Here is a 17,456-nt window from a genome sequence, read left to right as displayed (position 1 = left end):
AGGAGTGGTCTTTATAGTTAGAAAAAGTGTTCGACTTTAAAAGTAACGAATTCATAGGAATAAATCTTGTGTAGAAATGCGATTTAGTTTTTGATTAACAGCATTGTGTTGTTTTAAGGAATCTTATTTTCTACCTGTGTGATTCTTGTATACGCTTTCGCGAAAGCGTACTTACAAAGATACCCTATCACATGATATTGTTTTGATGGCTTATATAGCATGGTTTTGTAGTACATTCAGAAGGATCATGTTTGCTTGTTTACTAGAGATTATCTCTTTATAATACGTCTGATTTATTTATATTTAAGAAAAAATAACCGCCATGAAAAAATTACTCTTTGCATTTTTAATAGGAACTGTTTCGCTTCAAGCGCAAGTAAAAGCATTGGTAGGAGGGACGCTTATAGATGGTTATGGGGCTACGCCTATAAAGAATAGCGTGATTCTTATAGAAGGTGATAAAATAAAAGCTGTGGGAACGGTAGCCACTTTAGCAATTCCTGAAGGCGCTGAAGTCATCTCAACCGAAGGAATGTCTGTACTTCCTGGATTATGGGATATGCATGTACATACCATGATTAATGGGCATGCAGATTATGCGTATTGGGATAAAACCTATTTGCCATTATTAGAAAATACGATTATGCCAGCTTCTGCCGAGCAATTATTGATGGCGGGTGTCACGAGTGCGCGTGATCTTGGAGCACCTCTTGAAGAGAGTATTTCGGTGCGGGATCGTATCAATAATGGAGAGATTCCTGGAGCGACTTTATATGTATCAGGTCCTTTTATTCAGAAGAAGCCTTATCCAGGTACCGAAGCATTTCGATGGGGCATTAATGGGCCAGATGATGCGCGTAAAAAAGTAAAACGCCTTGCCGATGCAGGAGTAGATTGTATCAAGTTGATAGATCAAGATCAGATGACTACTGCCGAGCTTCAAGCAGTAGTAGATGAGGCACATAAACATAACTTAAAAGTGGTGGCGCACGGGCACCGTCCTATGGAAATTATAGCAGGTTTAAAAGCAGGAGCCGATTGTTTTGAGCATACAGGGCTTTCATCTGCACCGCGATATCCTGATGATGTGATGGATGCTATTAGAGCGCGTACTGCACAGATGAATCTGGGACCTTTATTTTGGTGTCCAACAGTAGAAGGGTTGTATAATTATGAATATGTACGTGATCATGGTGAACATCTGGATAATGATTCTTGGCATCGCGGACTGCATGACACCATTGTTGCTGATATTAAAAATAGCTTTAAGCATAAGGATAGATTACCTTATTTCCAATTAACACCAGCGCGTAAGCCTACCTTAGAGACTAAGATTAATCAACTGCTGGATGCGGGTGTTGTATTGATGATTGGTACAGATAGCGGTATTCCTATGAAGTTTCATAGTCAGTCTACATGGAATGAGCTAGATGTTTGGGTAAATGAATTTGGTATTGATCCTATGTATGCCATTCGTGGTGCAACGTATTGGCCTTCTTTATGGATGGGAGTTGCAGACGAAGTAGGCACTGTTACCGAAGGGAAATTTGCCGATATTATTGCTGTAAAAGGGGATGTACTACGTCATATAAGTCTCTTACAGGATGTAGATATCGTGATTAAACATGGAAAACGGTATAAGTAACTTTTAGTTTCCCTCATCCCGGCCTTCTCTTAGGTATTGAAGGAATAATATAGGCTAGATAAAACCCTCATCCCAGCCTTCTCCCTCAGGGAGAAGGTGTTGCTATTGAATTTTATATAGGTTTATAATAAGCGCTCTAGTTTTAATTCGATTTCTTCTTCTTTTCCAGAAGCCTTTTTAAGTCGTATACGTATGGTCTGTCCTTCTTTTTTTAAGAGTTCTCTATAGCTTTTTAAATCGGTATGTGATGTTCCATTTATAGCAAGTATTTGGTCTTTGCTCTGAATTCCTTTTTGGGCAGCTTCAGTATCTTGAATAACGTCTCCTATCACAATATAATCTCCTGATTTTTTGATAGTAAACCCTACTAAAGGAACATCAAACGCGTCTTTGTAATAACCGTTAGGTTTTAGATATAGTTTCTTTTTATTGTAGTCTAAAATCATATCAAAACGATTAATAATATCAGCGCCAAGGATGCCTGCAAAACCTTTTTGAGAGCTTACACCTTGTGTGGATTGAGAAAGACTAATAGGGACATCAGAAAAGGTATTTCCTAATAAAGAAACCTGTTTTGTCAATCCTACTATAGAGGTAGATGTTGCTGTGAGTCCTCGAGAAGAAATGGTTATTTTTTTATCTAATTTCTCTTCTAGTTGATGTTTTTTTGCAAAAGGAGTATTAAAAAGAATCCCTAGATTGGCACCGCTATCAAAGAGAAAATTTCCAGAGACTGTAGAACCATCTTTAAAAGTGCAATCTAGTGTTACTCTAGGAATGGAACTATCCATTTTTATAGAATGAGCAGTATATCCAGTCGTATCTTTAATATCTTTTGCGTTCTTATAAAGGTGTATTTGCTTTTCAGCGAAATCAAACTGAGTCACAAACTCGTTAATCACATCATATCCTATAATACCGTCTATTTGCATACCAGAACGATTACTTAATTCTTGAAGATCGACCAGTACTAGGTTTAATCTATTAAAATCTACATCGGCAATGGTAAGTGTTCTATTGATCGCAATTTCATACTCTTGAGAACCTGATGCTCCAGTCGCATATTGTTTGGTATCTGCTTTTATTCCTAAACGTGTTGCAACTGCTTTATCCATAACGGCCGTAGAAGCTCCAGTATCAAAAACAAATGTGAGTGCCGTGTCTTTTCCAGGTACTTGTACAGGTATATACACTAAACCTCTTTTTTCAAATGGGATACTTGTGACTTGACTATTGGCGAGTATTGTACTACTTAAAAAGAGTAGAAAAAGGTAACTTCTCATGAAATTGTTTTTTTCAAAAGTAACTAAGAATGCAATAAAAAAGGGTTAACGAATGTTAACGTCATTCTTTTATTAAGTAATAATTTTAAGGAGTAAAAAAGGTTTCTAATGTTTTTTACTTAAATTACAGTGACTTATAACCAACTTGATTAATGAAATATACGTATGTACTCTGTACTTTACTTATGAGCATTTATAGCTTTAGCTATGCTCAAGTGCAAGACAGTGTTATCGTAGATTCTATGTACAAAGAGGTAGAACGCGCTTATAAATTGTTTGATCAATTTGATTACGGAGAAGCGATAAAAATTTCAGATCAAGTCATTGCCTATGCATCAGCAACTGAAAATGATCATTTAAGAGCCAAAGCATATAATGTTATTGGGAACTCATATTACAATACGGGTAATATCAACTTGTGTTTTGATTTCTTATTTAAATCAAGAGACTATTTTCTTAAATCTGATGATGTAGGAAATGCTATCAAAGTAACCAGTGATATTGGTGTCACTTATCGGGAATTGGATAGTATCTCAACATCAAATGTGTATTTTAAAGAAGCGATAAGTTTGGGAAGAGCTTCTCAGAATAAAGATGAACTTATATATCCACTCTATAATTATGCAAGGTATTTACATAATGTTGAAAAGGATTATGACAATGCGCTCATCTATTATAATGAAGCATATAGACTCTCTAAAGAATCGACACTTGTAAAAGGAAGATCTATTGTTGGGTATTTGTACATGAGGTTGAGCGATGTGTACTTTGAAAAAGGTGATGTTGAAAATTATATGTTCTATTTTGATGAGAGTGTCGCTTACGCAAAGCAATATGATTTTTATGGAATTCTAGCTACGCTCTATAGAACCCAATCCGAGCGTTATTCTGAAGATGAAAACTATCAAGATGCTTTTCTAGCCTTACGGTCATATACGCAAGTAGCCGATACGATCTATACGTTTAGAGAATTAGAAATTGCTAAAGAAATAGAAACGAAATTTCGTAATAAAGACAATGAAGAAAAGTTATTTCTAGCAAATCAAGAAAAAGAAAAGCAAGCCATTGCTTTTAAGAAATCACGTGTGTCTAATATTATATTTATTATCGTGAGTGTTATCCTTTTACTAGCGGTGTATGTAATATTTAATAAAAACAAACAACTCAAAATAGCAAAAGAAGAAGCAGAATACTTATCTAATGTAAAGAGTAAATTCTACTCAGAAATTAGTCATGAACTTCGTACGCCATTATATGCCGTGATTGAACTCTCTAAACTATTACTAAAAGAAAACGTGAATAGTAGTCATAAAGAATATCTTGAGTCTCTCAATTTTTCAGGAAATCATCTATTATCACTCATTAATAATGTCCTTCAATTAAATAAAGTTGAAGCGGGAAAAATGACCGTAGAGTTTTTAGAATTTAAACCAAAGATTTTAATTTTAGATATTGTAGAAAGTTTAGAGTATGCCATTCGCGATAGCAATAATAAAGTACAGTTAGTATATGATGCCACTATTCCAGAAGTCTTAGTAGGAGATTCTCTAAAGCTTTCCCAAATATTAATCAATCTTATTTCTAATTCTATTAAGTTTACAAGTAATGGTACGATTATAATTCGTGTAAAATTAGTAGAAACCATAGGGGATGAGGTAACCCTATATTTTGCTATTCAAGATGATGGAGTTGGTATTTCTAAAGAAGGTCAGGAAAAAATATTTGAAGAGTTTTATCAAGAACATTCTAAAACAGGAAATTCTTTTAAAGGGACAGGTTTAGGACTTTCTATAGTAAAGCGGATGTTAGATGCTATGGAAAGTGAGATTGCGATAGATAGTGCAGAAGGCAAAGGAGCAACCTTTAGTTTTGAATTAAAAGTATCTAAGAGTAGTAAAGCAATTATAAAAGATGAAGATCTTAAAGATTTGACCAAAGGATTAGCGCATAAGAAGGTTTTGGTGGTAGATGATAATAAAATTAACTTACTAGTAACTAAAAAGATTTTAGATCAGTATGATATTACTTCTCAAGTAGTAGATTCTGGTGAGAAAGCAATCACTCTACTGGAAGACACCTCATTTGACTGTATCCTAATGGATATTCATATGCCTGAGTTAGATGGATATGAAACTACAAAAATCATTAGAGATAATGGAAATAGAACGCCTATCATTGCTTTAACGGCCGCCTCTACAGAAGAGATCGAAGATAAAATCAATAGACAATTAATGGATGGGTATATTTTAAAGCCCTTTGTCACTGCAGATTTTATTGAAAAAATCTATGATACCATTGCTACAACAGAGATTGTATAAATCTATTGTTTTGGTCTTGCATTAAACATACCCACATGCAAGAAGGTTCCTATTTTTCTTGCTCTGTTTTTAAGTGTTGCCGCTTTCTCTCCTATAAATAAATCATCTATGGTTTGTATCCAGTAATTGATCCAGATACCAAAGTGCTGTTCATGAATAGTGTATCCTTCTGCAGCATCCACTTGTTGATGTTTTGCTAATGGATTCCCAGTAAATTTTTTCTTGAAAAAGAGCTGTGCCTCCCAAAAATCGGTAAGGTGTACAAAGTGTTCTTTCCAATCATGGATATGACGTTCAAAAATAGGAGCGAGGTATACATCTTTACGAATGCGACTATAAAACGTAGTGACTAGAAGATGAATATCTTCTCTGGATGTAATTTCTTTTTTCATAAGAGATCACAAGATAGTAACTCTATGCATATGAGGTTTTAAAATAAGCAGATTGTATTTTTTTTAGACTGAGTACGCTTTACCATTTCATTCTCTCTCCAGTTGTGAGTCTTGTAAGTACGCTTTCGCGAAAGCGTACCCAGAAAAGTTTTATTCAAAGCGAGTCACTTAAATCTATCATAGCCCATAGCGTGTCTTTAGAGGTAATGATATTTTTTAGTCTTTGATTAGGTGGAATACGATTTCCTTTTAAATCCCAAAACGACCATTTTTCGATAGCTATTGAATCTGTGAAAAAAGAATATGGACATCCGCCATGATCATCAATAGTAACTAATGTATTTATATAAGGACCTTCTGCTATTTTGATAGAATCATTGACTATAAATTCCCATGTATTTATTCTGTAAGAGTATTCATGTTTTATCGCTACGACAGAACAGAAGTCATAACTGGTATTAATTGATTTACCTGAAGCCTCTAATGCGACGAATTTTAATCCCTTAGTGTCACTTGATTGACAACTAAAAAAAAGCACTAGCAATAAAGTAAAAAATATGGCTTTCAACAAAGTCTAAAGTTATTAATTCATTTTCAAGATAAACATTTAAAAGAAAAAGCAGTTGAAGATTATTTCTTCAACTGCTTTTGTATATAAAATATGACTTGAGGAAATTATTTAGTCCATGCAAACTTTTGGAAAGGTTCATCTACAGGGGTATTAGCAATATGATTGGTGTAATTACTAATTACCTTCTGAGAAACACCTAAAATGATATCTAATACTTGTCTTTGACCATACCCTTGCGCATAAAATGTTTCTAATTCTGCATCGCTAATATGACCGCGATTTCTAACAATGCTCAATACAGTGTCTTGTAATACCTGTAATTTTTCGGTAGGCATTGCCTCTCCATTACGTAAGGCTTCTGTTAAGGCAGGGTCTACTTTCATCATATGTGCGATAGCTGTATGTGCAGGAACACAGTAATGACATTCGTGTTCTACATTTATGGTTTGCCATACTACAGTGAGTTCTTCGGCATTAAATGAAGAGTTTGAAAATAACTGATGTGTAGTTTTATACACCTCTAGTAATGCGGGTGATCCTGATAAAACTCCGTGTAAATTAGGAAGCATCCCAAATGATTTAACCGAATTTTTTAAAGATTCTTTGCTCTCTTCTGGAGCGGTTTCGATAGTGTGAATTGTTAATGTACTCATGCTTTTTTTTATTTGTAATTTATGTTTGTAAAATAGCTAAACAATCGTTTAGTTATGGGTTAAAAAAATATTAACTGTTTGTAAATATGTTTTCGATATAGTTGTCTAATTGGCTTTTTTGAAATACTCTAGATGCCGAGGCAAGTCCAAACATGGAGATAATAAAATAGTCTGCCTTTTTTTCAATGGTGTTAGGATCTTGGTTTTTCTCTTTTTGTAGCGCTAGCGCAAACTGATTTCTAATTTCGGCTGTAAACTTTCTGAGTTCAGCTTTGATTTCTGGATCTGCATCTTCCTGTAGTTCATTGGCAGCATTCGTAATTAAACACCCTTTTCCAAAATGCTCATCTTTAGAAAAAGCTATGAAATCATAAAAGTATTGCTTTAAACCTTCTACGCCATTGGTTGTATTTTTTAAAGGAATTAAAATATCGTTTAGTTTTTTCTTGTAGCATTTAATACTCTCTAAAAAGACTCCATTTTTACTTCCGAAACTAGAATAAATAGAAAATTTATTAATACCCATTTCTTTTTCAAGCATCTGCATAGAAGTCGTTTCATAGCCATTACGCCAGAATAGGCGCATTGCTTTTTCAATAACTTCGTCTTCGTTATATTCTTTTTTTCTAGCCATAGGGTTTCAAAAACAATACAAAACTAAACAATCGGTTAGGAATAAAAAAATAATATTATTTATTTATGATTTTTCTGTATGCTTTACCATTTCATTCTCCCTTTTTGGTCGTGAATTTCCTATCTACGCTTTCGCGAAAGCGTACCCAGAAACATATTAGTTAAGTGAGGTCTGTAGTATACCCACGTTGCCTTTTTGATTAATGGTGGTGGCTTTTACTTTCAGTGGTTTTGTAGTATCCGTGATAGGTAAGGTAATCATTGCCTCGCCGTTTTCATTGGTTTCTATAGATGGATTCCAGTAAAGTACAGCAGCATTTTCACGTTCTCTTTTAGAAAGGTTTTGTTGGTATTCTTCAAAAGCAACTACAGGTTCATATCCCTGAAACTCAAGTTGCGCATTTTTTCTAGGAATAAAAGTATCTTCTGCAAAACGCGTATATACAGCAATTACTCCTCCAGCGCCTCTAGAGCCATAAATAGCAGCGTCTGGACCAATCAACACTTCAATACGTTGGATATCCGAATAATTTACCACGGCTAGAAGGTCATTTAAATTTGATCTTGGGGCACTTGATAAAATACCGCCAGTAAATGAATTGCCAAAACCATTACTTGCTTGTGTGATAGGAAACCCGTCTACTACAAATAACGGAGAGCCAGATGCACGAGGAATAGAAACAGTAGGAGATATATCACCGAGGCCAGAAACAATAACGCCAGGAATTCTTAATAGTAATTCGCCAACTTGCTTTGGTTTATCAGGATCTTGGTATATTATTCGGTGCTTAGGTGGCTTTACGCCATACACAGAAGGTGTTTCTGTTGGAGGTGCTTCTTTTGTTTTTTTCCCAGTTAATGGTACTTCATATAAAACAAGCGTTCCTGAAGTATCAAATGGTTTTACAGCAAGTTCTTTTTCTTCTTGAGATACATTACGTTCTTTCTTTGAACCTCTTTTTGCTTCTTTTATTCTTGCCTTTTCTTTTTCAGGATCTACATAAAAAGCATCTTCAATACGTTCTAATTGTACCAATCTGGATTTTGTATCATCAGCTTTGGTTCTACATACGAGTGTTGTTTCTCCATCAATCTGAATATTATCTACTCTTAAAACCCCGTTTGCATCTGTGGTCGTCTCTTCGATAGAAATACCATTTTCATTGGTAAACATCACTTGAACGGGTGTATTGATTAATAGTTTATTATTAAGATCATAAGCGTATCCTATTACACGAAGTCCTTTTTGAATAGGATATGTTATATTATCTGTCATTATAGAAGCTTCTGTGCCATTATCTTGATGTGCAATAAGCACTCTCATATCTTGTAAAAAGCGTCTATTCCTTTCTGTGGTAGCATTGCGTTCTTGGGATAGTGAAGAAAAGAGATCGGTTTCTTTTATGCTAGTACTTTTATCTCCTTCAGAAATAATACTAAGTGCTACTTCAGTTTTTACAGGCTTATTTTTTTGATCGGTCACTTTTACTTTATATGTAACTTCATTGTCAGTAGAAGCGACTTGATCCATTGTGATTTGTAGGGATTGTCCTTCTATCCAAATAGGTCTTTTGGCTATTAAATTTCCTTCTAAATCAATCAATTGAAGTTGTAAGATACCTCTTGGTATTTTTTCTTTATCTAGTTTTATATCTGCACTATTTTTAGTGAAATTGATTTTCTTCTCAAAATAGGGTACACCTCGAAGTGTTCCCACAAGTTTGAGTGGTGTTTTTTGTGCTTTTTCAGTACGTACTACTTGAATACTAGCAATAGCAGGTGCTATATTATTAATACGTAATAGATGACCTTGGTCTTCACTGTTAGGTAAGGGATAGGTGGTGCCATTGTCTAATTTTAAAAAATAGCGTTCCCCATTTTTAGGTTCTAAAAATGCAATACCTGAACCAGCATCATAGTCCTGTACTTTGATAATCGTATTATCCTGACTATCTATGATTGTTCCAAGTGTACCATCATTGCTCACAAGTTGAGATGGTATCTGAAATGCTATTTTATTTTTATACCCTTGTAAGAAGGTCCCTCCCTCTGGAAGAATGGTAATTGTATTTTTGGGAGCAATGTTAGTATCATCAAATGCATCTCCAATTTGTATGTGCTTTTGGGTATACGGAGTGTCACTATAATTCTTCATCCACTGTGTGTATGCTTTTACCGTATAATTTCCTTCTTTTGTTCGTTTAGGTACTATGATATTACCCGCTACCATTCCGTTTACAATTTCATGAAATTGCTTTTTAACCGTAGTTCCATCTGTATCTTGGAGTTCAATATGTAATACACGACTGTTACTGTATCTGTTTTGTTGTGGCCCTGTTAAAAGATATGCTTTGAAAAATAAGAGATCATTGTTTATTTGTTCATTCGCTAGTTGTAATACAACATGTTCTCTCATTACATATAGAGAGTCTTTTGCAGATACCTGTACTATTGTTGGAACTCCTGGATTATTTGGACCTCTTTGTGTTATGTTTTGAGAAAAACTAGTAAAACTTAAAGAGAGGGAAAGTAAAAAAAACGCGGCGAATAGGTAGTTAGTTTTCATCATAGCTATTACTTTATTACGTTATAATTCTACTTATAAAGATAGCGCCTAGATGAACTTTTATGAGCCGTATTTAGATTGATTTAACATAATTAACAAGGTCTTGCATGTTTTGTTTACCATATATCTGTAATATATAGGCGAATTCCTGTTTTATCTTCAACAGTTAGTAATGAGTCTCTTAGCGCTATTGTACGTATACCAATAGCAGCTCTTGGAGCATTTGTCTTAGATACATGTTCTGGAGAAGGCGGTCTTATAATTCCATAATTTGGTTTTGAATCATCATTTAAAGATGTCAAGTACCAATCATCTATAATAGCAAATTGATATGGAGAGAGACTCCCATCTTGAATGGCTTCTTTAAGTTTTGGAATTAACGATAGATACAGTGTATCCTTTTGATTATAAGTAGTAGATATAGAGTTATGGTGACTAATAATTGTAGACATCCAATATCCTTTACCAACTAGTTTTTCTCCAGGATACCCATGATTAGCTATGATATCCATAAGTTTTGCCATTTGTTGCTCGCTATGAGGCGCAAATTTATTTTCGGAATATCGGGTTTGCGCTTTGTCACTAAATCGAAACAGCGCTTTCAACGCTTTCCACTGATCTTTAGCAGACATTTTTTTGACTTGCGCTTGTACTTCTTTGTTGAGTTTATGTTCATATATAGCTACAAGAGAAGGGGATTTCCTTTTGATGATTTTCCAATCTTCTTTTGAAAGGTATTCTTTAAAAAGTGTATGTTTCTTAATAGATTTTAAAGACCATCCTCCTTGTATCCCTAATTCAATATATGCAAGTGTTTTCTCTTTGTTTTTTGTGTACGCTGCTAGCTGACTTGCAATCTTATAGTCTCTCAAAAATATGAAGTCATATGTTTCAAATAATTGTTCGTACATGAAAAGGGCGTCACTGTATTTTTCAGTAATGATTTCTTGTTCTATGTCTAATACACTTTGATGATATGTGGTATAATCATTCTTAGATTGACCGAATGAAAAAGTAATGACAAGAAGGTATACCGTATAACTTAGCAATAGTTCTTTGGTCATGAGATTGGTTTTAGCTAGCGCCTAAAGTAGCTTTTAAAAAAGATTGAAAAAATCAATATTTTGTTAATTGGTTGAATTTTAACTACCTGCCAGTGGTGAGTCAAAAATACCAACAGCAAGCTCTGCCCATAGCAAAAGAAATACGATAATAAGAGCGATGTAAAGAAGTGTTTTGTAGTTACGGTTTTGTATTTTCAGAATAATGACTTCTACAATACTTCCTACTCCTAACAATAATACGCCTGCTACCACAAAATCTGCTAATGTCCAACGGACTTCATTTGTAAACTGCATAGCAATAAGCGGAATGAGTAAAATCGTTCCTATAATAGCAAGTATCCCTAACCTTCTTTTATGTTTAGTTTCCATGTTTATAAGTATCAAGGCTACTTAAAGATACTAATTAATTACTAGTAATGACCAGTTCACGATTCGGGTTCCTTGTTTCTGAGTGATACTTTTTTGAATACCATCTCATTATCCATAAGGCTAGCATAAGTATTGGAATGATAATGATACTTCCTTCAGGACCAAAGGCGCCACCGGTAAGCCAATCTTTCTCTGAGATAAACGTACTATTCAATAATGTTGCCTTCTGATGTCCACTTGCGGCAAAACCAAAAATAGGCCCTTGAAAAAAGTTCCACCCTATGTGCATTCCTATCGATAGCCATAATAGTTTTGTAGAGAGGTATCCATAAATTCTTAGAAACCCAAAAAGTAGTATAATCAAAGAAGAAAGAATACCCGCATTAGGATTCATAGCATGTATAAGACCGTATAAAATACAGGAAATAATGATTGCTACTTTTAATCCTAGCCCATCTATCATATTTTGAAATAGATATCCTCTAAAAAAGATTTCTTCCCAATAACCTACTAAAATATGCTCTAATAAGAGTAATAATAATGAACCTATGGAAATAACTTTCATATACCTTACAAAATTAAAACCATCTGTAGTGCTTAGATCTGAAGCTCCTATCTGAATACCATTGTATTCTATGAGATTACAGCTTATTAATATCATAAAAAATAGTCCTGCCATCAATCCGCTTAATAAAAAACCAAATATGATATCTTGAAACGTTCTTTTATTCATTTTTAGTCCAAGAGAAGTAAACGTTTTTTTATCTAAATGTTTTCTAGCAAAATATATAGAAAGAGTTGCTGCAAAGGCAAGTATAGTAACAATAAGCAGGCTGTAATCTTGTAAAAACTCTTTTTTCCCGATGTCGCCTAGTAAAGGTTTAATTAGAAAAATAAGAGAGGCACATATCCAGAAAACACATAAGAAAATGAGTAGGCGCCAACCCGTTTTGAGCCTGCTTTCACTGGCATTTAAAAAAATAGAAGTCATGATTGATTATTTGATTGATTTCTATTAAGACGGCACATAAGAAGGTTTGGTTACACACCTCAATGATCTCAATCATGAATGCTGTTTCGTTTTTTAATGTATACGCTTTCGCGAAAGCGTATAACACATTCTAACCAGTAGGATTCTAAAGATTATTGTACTCGATACGCTAGGATTAATCGGCAAATTGAACTCTGATTAATGGGCTGTTTATAAGACTGAAGAATACTTTAACGTTCATGTGATAACTTGACGCTACTGATTCTGTAAACTTTTTTAATTCATTTATTTTATCAGTATCATAATAAATGCCATTCATTAGCACTCCATTAATGTCTTTGGTATGTGTAATATCCATAAGCGGATTCTGGTTTAAAATAAGTAGGTCTGCTATTTTTCCTTCTTGAATACTTCCATACTTATGTTCCTTTTTACTATACTTTGCAGGAATAATTGTTGCGCTTTGGATAGCTTCTAGATTAGAAAGTCCACTTTTGGTGAGTTCTTCTAATTCTTGATGAATACTAAACCCAGCAAATGTATACGAGTCTGTAACATCTGTGCCCGTCATAATTGGTACGCCCAATTGATTTGCCATTTGCACTTGTTTTTTTGATGCTTCATAAAAATCTTTACTCACCCCTTTTGTAGATGCAGCGGTATTTCTTTTTGCATTATTTGAACGGTCAATATTCCACCATAGTTTTTTTCTGACGCCTGTGATGTATTTTAGATGCGGATTTTCTGTAAATGTAGTTTCATGTGCATATGCCTCAAATTTTAATGTTTGAAGCGTTGGGACCCAATGTGCATCATGTTTACTCATGAGCGTCATCAATCTTTTAGCTTTTACGGGATCAAAATCATCGATCATGGATTTTTTTGATTTAGAGTAAAAGCTTTTCCAATCTGTAGCGGTACGCAAACTATCGGCACCAGGAAAAGATTCAAACATAAAAACACGCCCATGTTCAAAACTTCTTTGACCTAATAAGATTGCTTCCTCAAGACTTGTGAATACGGGCTTATGCCCTGCTAAATGGAGGCCATATTTTGGAGCTTTTTTTGCCAGTTGTTGATAGGATTCAGGTATGATTTGCTGATATACTTTGATAAAATCTACCTTTTCATTTTTATAAAATAGTAACAGCGAATCAATATGTTCTGGTTTCTGAAGTTTGAAAAACTCTGGAAAACCATCAGGTACACTGGCAGCTCCATCTATTTGATAACTGCTTTGTAATACGTATCGAGGCATTACTCTTTTATTTTCATTCAATTCAGCATTCCATACTAAGCGTTCTTTGCTACCCGCCCAATAGCTATCTCTACGATCTAGTTGTCCCGACATATCTCTTATACCGGTGACACCATTTGCAATATAAAGCGGATGGTGAAGCCATTCAGAATGCTGATTTGAATGTGTATGCATATCCCAAAAACCGGGAACTAAATATTTATCTGTACCATCAATTATTAATGAATTAGGGTCTCTATTTAAAATTTCTATGCTATCAATAGCCGATATGGTATTTCCTTTTATGAGTACATTTCTTTTTTCTAAAATATGACCAGATTTCACGTCAATTATATTAATGGACTCTATGATCACTGTATCGTGTTTTAGCGGTGGTTGTAATGTCGGCATAGGCCAAAAAATACCTATAGTAATTAATAGTATTAGAAGGCATAATAGACTTGCTATTATTTTTAGAAATTTAAATAGTTTCTTTTTCATTGCAATTGGAGTACGTTATCAATAATGACGTTTTACATAAGAAAATGTAACTCGTTTTTTTAGTAACTACGAAGCGATGTGCGTAAAAATCTTATTTACAATTTTCCAGTCATCATTGATCTTGGTGAGTGATAAATAGTCATAGTAGTTATAGCCTAACATGGGTACGTGTAATTTTACCATGGCAATGTTTCCCATGATATCAATACCAATGGTTTCCATTTTAAAGTTTTCAGTTAAATCTTTAGGACTTTTTCTTTCTTTTACTCCATTCAAATAGGCTTGAATACTTTTCATATAGGCATCACCATTGATATCTCCATAGATATATACATCATTGTGAAAGCATGATTCAAGCGTATCAATATCTCCATAGAAGATGCCTTCAAAATAATGGGTTATAAGATTCTCTATTGCTTTGATATTTTCTTTATACATGATCTTTAGGTTTTAAATTGCATGGCCTACGGTGTGTCCACCAGCTACGTTAATGGTTTCTCCTGTAATAAAATTTGAAGTTGCTAGATAATAAGCAGCTTCGGCAATTTCATTTGCTTCTCCAATACGGTTTAATAAATGCAATCCTGCAAGACTATCTGCATCTTGGATTCCCATTTTACCTTGTAGCGGACTTCTAATTATTCCTGGAGCTATTGTATTTACTTTTATATTTTTTTTACCAAATTCTGCAGCTAATTGTCTCGTTAATGCATGGATAGCTCCTTTACTGGTTAATGGAGCAGTAGCTGGAAATCCATCAATCGCATGGTCTACGAGTACAGTTCCTATGTTTATAATAGCACCACCTTCTTGTTGTATCATTTGAGGGATGACTGCTTGTGTTGTAAAATAGGTTCCTTTAAGATTTACATTCCAAAATAGATCTAGGTCTTCTGCCTCGACTTCTAGGAACGGTTTTGGAGAAAAGATACCAGCATTGTTTATTAATACGTCTATAGAGGTAAATTTTTCTAAAGCGGTCTCTACTAGTTTCTGTCCTGTTTCTGGCTGGCTAATGTCTCCTACTACATAGGCAGCATTGCTAGGAGCACCGAGTGCTTCATATGTCTTTTGTAAATTTTCCTTATTGGATGAATTCATAACGACATTGCTCCCTCTTTCAATAAAATAAGCGGCTATCGCTTTCCCTATTCCTGTTGAGGCTCCAGTAATAATTACGGTTTTGTTTTTCATGATTTAAATTTGTTTGAATTTGAATATTGTTTTGCGTCTACTCCCCAATTATCAATAGGGATTTCTTCTATGACCACATGTGTGGTTTTAGCATTTTTATTTAATACATCAATGACCAATTGAGTGGCTCCAATAATTAATTGATGTTTTTGTTCTTTTGTCACTTGTTCATCAGTGATTTTAATATTGATATATGGCATGTTTTCATGTTTAAATTGATAATTGTTTGTGTATGAAATGATATCCGTTTTAGAATCTATGGAAACTAGTATTGTGATTCTGGATACATACATGGCAAGGATATCTAAGTGATACCTAAAAAGTATATTAGTAATCGGGCAGTACTATTTTGTTCTTTACTTTGAGCATTCATGTCTTAATCTTTTGTTTGTAATTAATTTATGATGCAAAGTTGTGGTATATATATGCCTTTCAACAGGACATATATCACTAAGATAAAGTGACCTAGATCACTTTATATAAGAATATGTGTTGGAATAGAGGGTGTTATGAGTTTAATCTACTTAATGTTTCTCTAGATACACCTAAGTAAGAAGCAATCATTTTTTTAGGAACACGTTGAAAAAGTTTTGGGTATTGCTCTAAAAGTAAATCATAGCGCTCTTTAGCTGAATTTTTTAATAATGAAAGAATTCTTTTTTGTAGTGCAATACGACCTAGTTTACTTTTTTTAGCCCAGAAGCGTTCCATTTTATGCATTTCTGAAGTAAGCTTGTCACGATTTTCATAAGATATGTACAATAGCTCACAATCTTCTAAACAATCAATATAGATGTTAGAGGGAGTTTGTATTACAAAAGATTCATAATCAGTAATCCACCAATGCTCCATTGCAAATCGCAGTATGTGTTCTTTGCCATTTTCATCTAAAAAATAACTTTTTACACATCCTTTTAGAATCCAATATTCTTTTTGAGCAATTTCTCCTTCTTGAATTAGGTATTGATGTTTGCGTTTTTTTACAGTTTCAAAATGGCTAAAAATGTACTCGAATTCTTCATCGGTAAGGTCAATTATTTCTTCAATATGTTGCCTTAATGGATGTGTCATATTTAGTGTGCTTAGAGATTTTATAGAATCGTTTATACGTTTCAGTTTTTGAATGCTATGGATGGCTTTTTTTTAATGTTTTGAATAGCGTATTTATAGATCATGAGAGATGAGGCTATCATATTTATAATCCAAATAGATACACCAACTATGAGTAACTGTTTTGCACTATGGTTAAATGTAGTAAACTCATTGAATTCAGAAAGTAAAGCCCCTAAGAAATATAAATTAATAAGGAAATAAAGTGTTCCTATGAGTAGTCCTAGAATCCTATTTTTATATAGAATTTGTAGTATTAGCATAACAATAATTCCAATACAAATAGGGTTGATATAAAAAGGTGGAGTATATCCAGCTAAAAACACCATGATCAAGACTATATATTCAGGTGATTTTAAAACGATTGATTTCATGTTATTTTTTGTTTTTCTATTCCTCTATATTGAACAGGAGATGCTACCATTTAGTATTTATTCAGAAAGATTAAATTGCCATGAAATACCAAACATATCTTGGCACCATCCAAATTTTTTACCAAAACCATAATCACCAGTTTCATAATTGTCAAGAGGGACCATTACTAGCCCTCCATTTGACACAAATTTTTCAAATAAAGTATCTATCTCATCTTCAGAAGTACACGTAACAAATATTGATACTCCTGGTGAAAATGACCATGCGTGATTATAATTGCTTTCAGAAACCATATATGCTGTGCCATTTAATGTAAAAACCCCATATTTAATAAGTTCTGGTGTTCCTCCGGCTTCTCCTTCTTGATACTTCACAATGCTTTTAATTTCTGAATTAGGAAAAATAGAAGTGTAGAAGTCTATGGCCTCTTTAGCCTTTCCGCATTGATCACCTACAAATGTTAGAAATGTCGTTGTTTTCATTTTTCTGAAATTTGATTCAATCTTAAAATTACTAATTATATTATGAATGTACTTCTAGAAAGTTATCATACG

General features: G+C 33.9%; 18 protein-coding genes. 2 read left to right on the top strand and 16 right to left on the bottom strand.

The annotated features are described in order from the left end of the window. Positions 1–322 precede the first annotated feature (322 nt). Positions 323–1,645, top strand: coding sequence for an amidohydrolase family protein (locus CHB80_RS15560; protein ID WP_089372426.1), 1,323 nt, complete (start codon positions 323–325; stop codon positions 1,643–1,645). 122 nt (positions 1,646–1,767) lie between these two features. Here the strand turns inward: CHB80_RS15560 and CHB80_RS15555 are convergent, their stop codons facing one another. After that, on the bottom strand, positions 1,768–2,928 hold the full coding sequence (locus tag CHB80_RS15555) for an aspartyl protease family protein (protein WP_089372425.1): 1,161 nt from the start codon (positions 2,926–2,928) through the stop codon (positions 1,768–1,770). Between the two features lie 152 nt (positions 2,929–3,080). Here CHB80_RS15555 and CHB80_RS15550 point away from each other — a divergent pair, with 152 nt between their 5' ends. Continuing rightward, entirely contained in the window at positions 3,081–5,246 is a 2,166-nt protein-coding gene (locus CHB80_RS15550; RefSeq protein ID WP_089372424.1) for an ATP-binding protein, read from the top strand. A gap of 2 nt (positions 5,247–5,248) precedes the next feature. Here the strand turns inward: CHB80_RS15550 and CHB80_RS15545 are convergent, their stop codons facing one another. The 15 genes from CHB80_RS15545 to CHB80_RS15475 form a co-directional block, all read right to left on the bottom strand. Beyond that, positions 5,249–5,638, bottom strand: a complete 390-nt coding sequence (locus tag CHB80_RS15545; protein WP_089372423.1) for a group III truncated hemoglobin — start codon at positions 5,636–5,638, stop codon at positions 5,249–5,251. A gap of 154 nt (positions 5,639–5,792) precedes the next feature. Further along, entirely contained in the window at positions 5,793–6,206 is a 414-nt protein-coding gene (locus CHB80_RS15540) for a hypothetical protein (protein ID WP_143337155.1), read from the bottom strand. A 107-nt stretch (positions 6,207–6,313) separates the two neighbouring features. Then, entirely contained in the window at positions 6,314–6,862 is a 549-nt protein-coding gene (locus tag CHB80_RS15535) for a carboxymuconolactone decarboxylase family protein (protein ID WP_089372421.1), read from the bottom strand. 70 nt (positions 6,863–6,932) lie between these two features. Further along, positions 6,933–7,496 carry a TetR/AcrR family transcriptional regulator gene (locus tag CHB80_RS15530; protein ID WP_089372420.1) on the bottom strand — a complete coding sequence of 188 codons (564 nt, stop codon included), beginning with the start codon at positions 7,494–7,496 and terminating at the stop codon, positions 6,933–6,935. 156 nt (positions 7,497–7,652) lie between these two features. Next, complete coding sequence (locus CHB80_RS15525) at positions 7,653–10,064, bottom strand: TonB-dependent receptor (RefSeq protein WP_089372419.1); 2,412 nt, start codon at positions 10,062–10,064, stop codon at positions 7,653–7,655. 113 nt (positions 10,065–10,177) lie between these two features. Continuing rightward, the gene (locus CHB80_RS15520; RefSeq protein ID WP_089372418.1) at positions 10,178–11,125 is read right to left on the bottom strand and encodes a hypothetical protein; all 948 of its coding nucleotides are present in this window, start codon (positions 11,123–11,125) and stop codon (positions 10,178–10,180) included. A gap of 78 nt (positions 11,126–11,203) precedes the next feature. Continuing rightward, positions 11,204–11,494 (bottom strand): hypothetical protein, encoded by a 291-nt coding sequence (locus CHB80_RS15515; RefSeq protein WP_089372417.1) that lies wholly within the window; start codon positions 11,492–11,494, stop codon positions 11,204–11,206. A 34-nt stretch (positions 11,495–11,528) separates the two neighbouring features. Further along, entirely contained in the window at positions 11,529–12,485 is a 957-nt protein-coding gene (locus CHB80_RS15510; protein ID WP_089372416.1) for a CPBP family intramembrane glutamic endopeptidase, read from the bottom strand. A gap of 175 nt (positions 12,486–12,660) precedes the next feature. Then, entirely contained in the window at positions 12,661–14,223 is a 1,563-nt protein-coding gene (locus CHB80_RS15505) for an amidohydrolase family protein (RefSeq protein ID WP_089372415.1), read from the bottom strand. 66 nt (positions 14,224–14,289) lie between these two features. Further along, complete coding sequence (locus tag CHB80_RS15500; protein ID WP_089372414.1) at positions 14,290–14,661, bottom strand: nuclear transport factor 2 family protein; 372 nt, start codon at positions 14,659–14,661, stop codon at positions 14,290–14,292. 12 nt (positions 14,662–14,673) lie between these two features. Then, positions 14,674–15,417, bottom strand: a complete 744-nt coding sequence (locus CHB80_RS15495) for an SDR family NAD(P)-dependent oxidoreductase (protein ID WP_089372413.1) — start codon at positions 15,415–15,417, stop codon at positions 14,674–14,676. Further along, on the bottom strand, positions 15,414–15,617 hold the full coding sequence (locus CHB80_RS15490) for a tautomerase family protein (protein ID WP_089372412.1): 204 nt from the start codon (positions 15,615–15,617) through the stop codon (positions 15,414–15,416). Before CHB80_RS15490 ends, CHB80_RS15495 begins: the two co-directional genes overlap by 4 nt. A 307-nt stretch (positions 15,618–15,924) precedes the next feature. Further along, on the bottom strand, positions 15,925–16,488 hold the full coding sequence (locus CHB80_RS15485; RefSeq protein ID WP_089372411.1) for a Crp/Fnr family transcriptional regulator: 564 nt from the start codon (positions 16,486–16,488) through the stop codon (positions 15,925–15,927). Positions 16,489–16,529: 41 nt separating this feature from the next. Beyond that, a complete protein-coding gene (locus CHB80_RS15480; protein ID WP_089372410.1) occupies positions 16,530–16,901 on the bottom strand; it encodes a hypothetical protein in 372 nt (123 codons plus the stop codon). Positions 16,902–16,958: 57 nt separating this feature from the next. Next, positions 16,959–17,384: a VOC family protein gene (locus tag CHB80_RS15475; RefSeq protein ID WP_089372409.1), complete on the bottom strand. Its 426-nt coding sequence runs from the start codon at positions 17,382–17,384 to the stop codon at positions 16,959–16,961. Positions 17,385–17,456 lie beyond the last annotated feature (72 nt).

It is taken from the genome of Dokdonia pacifica (genome assembly GCF_900188275.1).
In the GTDB taxonomy this organism is placed as follows: Bacteria; Bacteroidota; Bacteroidia; order Flavobacteriales; family Flavobacteriaceae; genus Dokdonia; species Dokdonia pacifica.
This window is presented reverse-complemented; position numbering and strand designations above follow the sequence as displayed.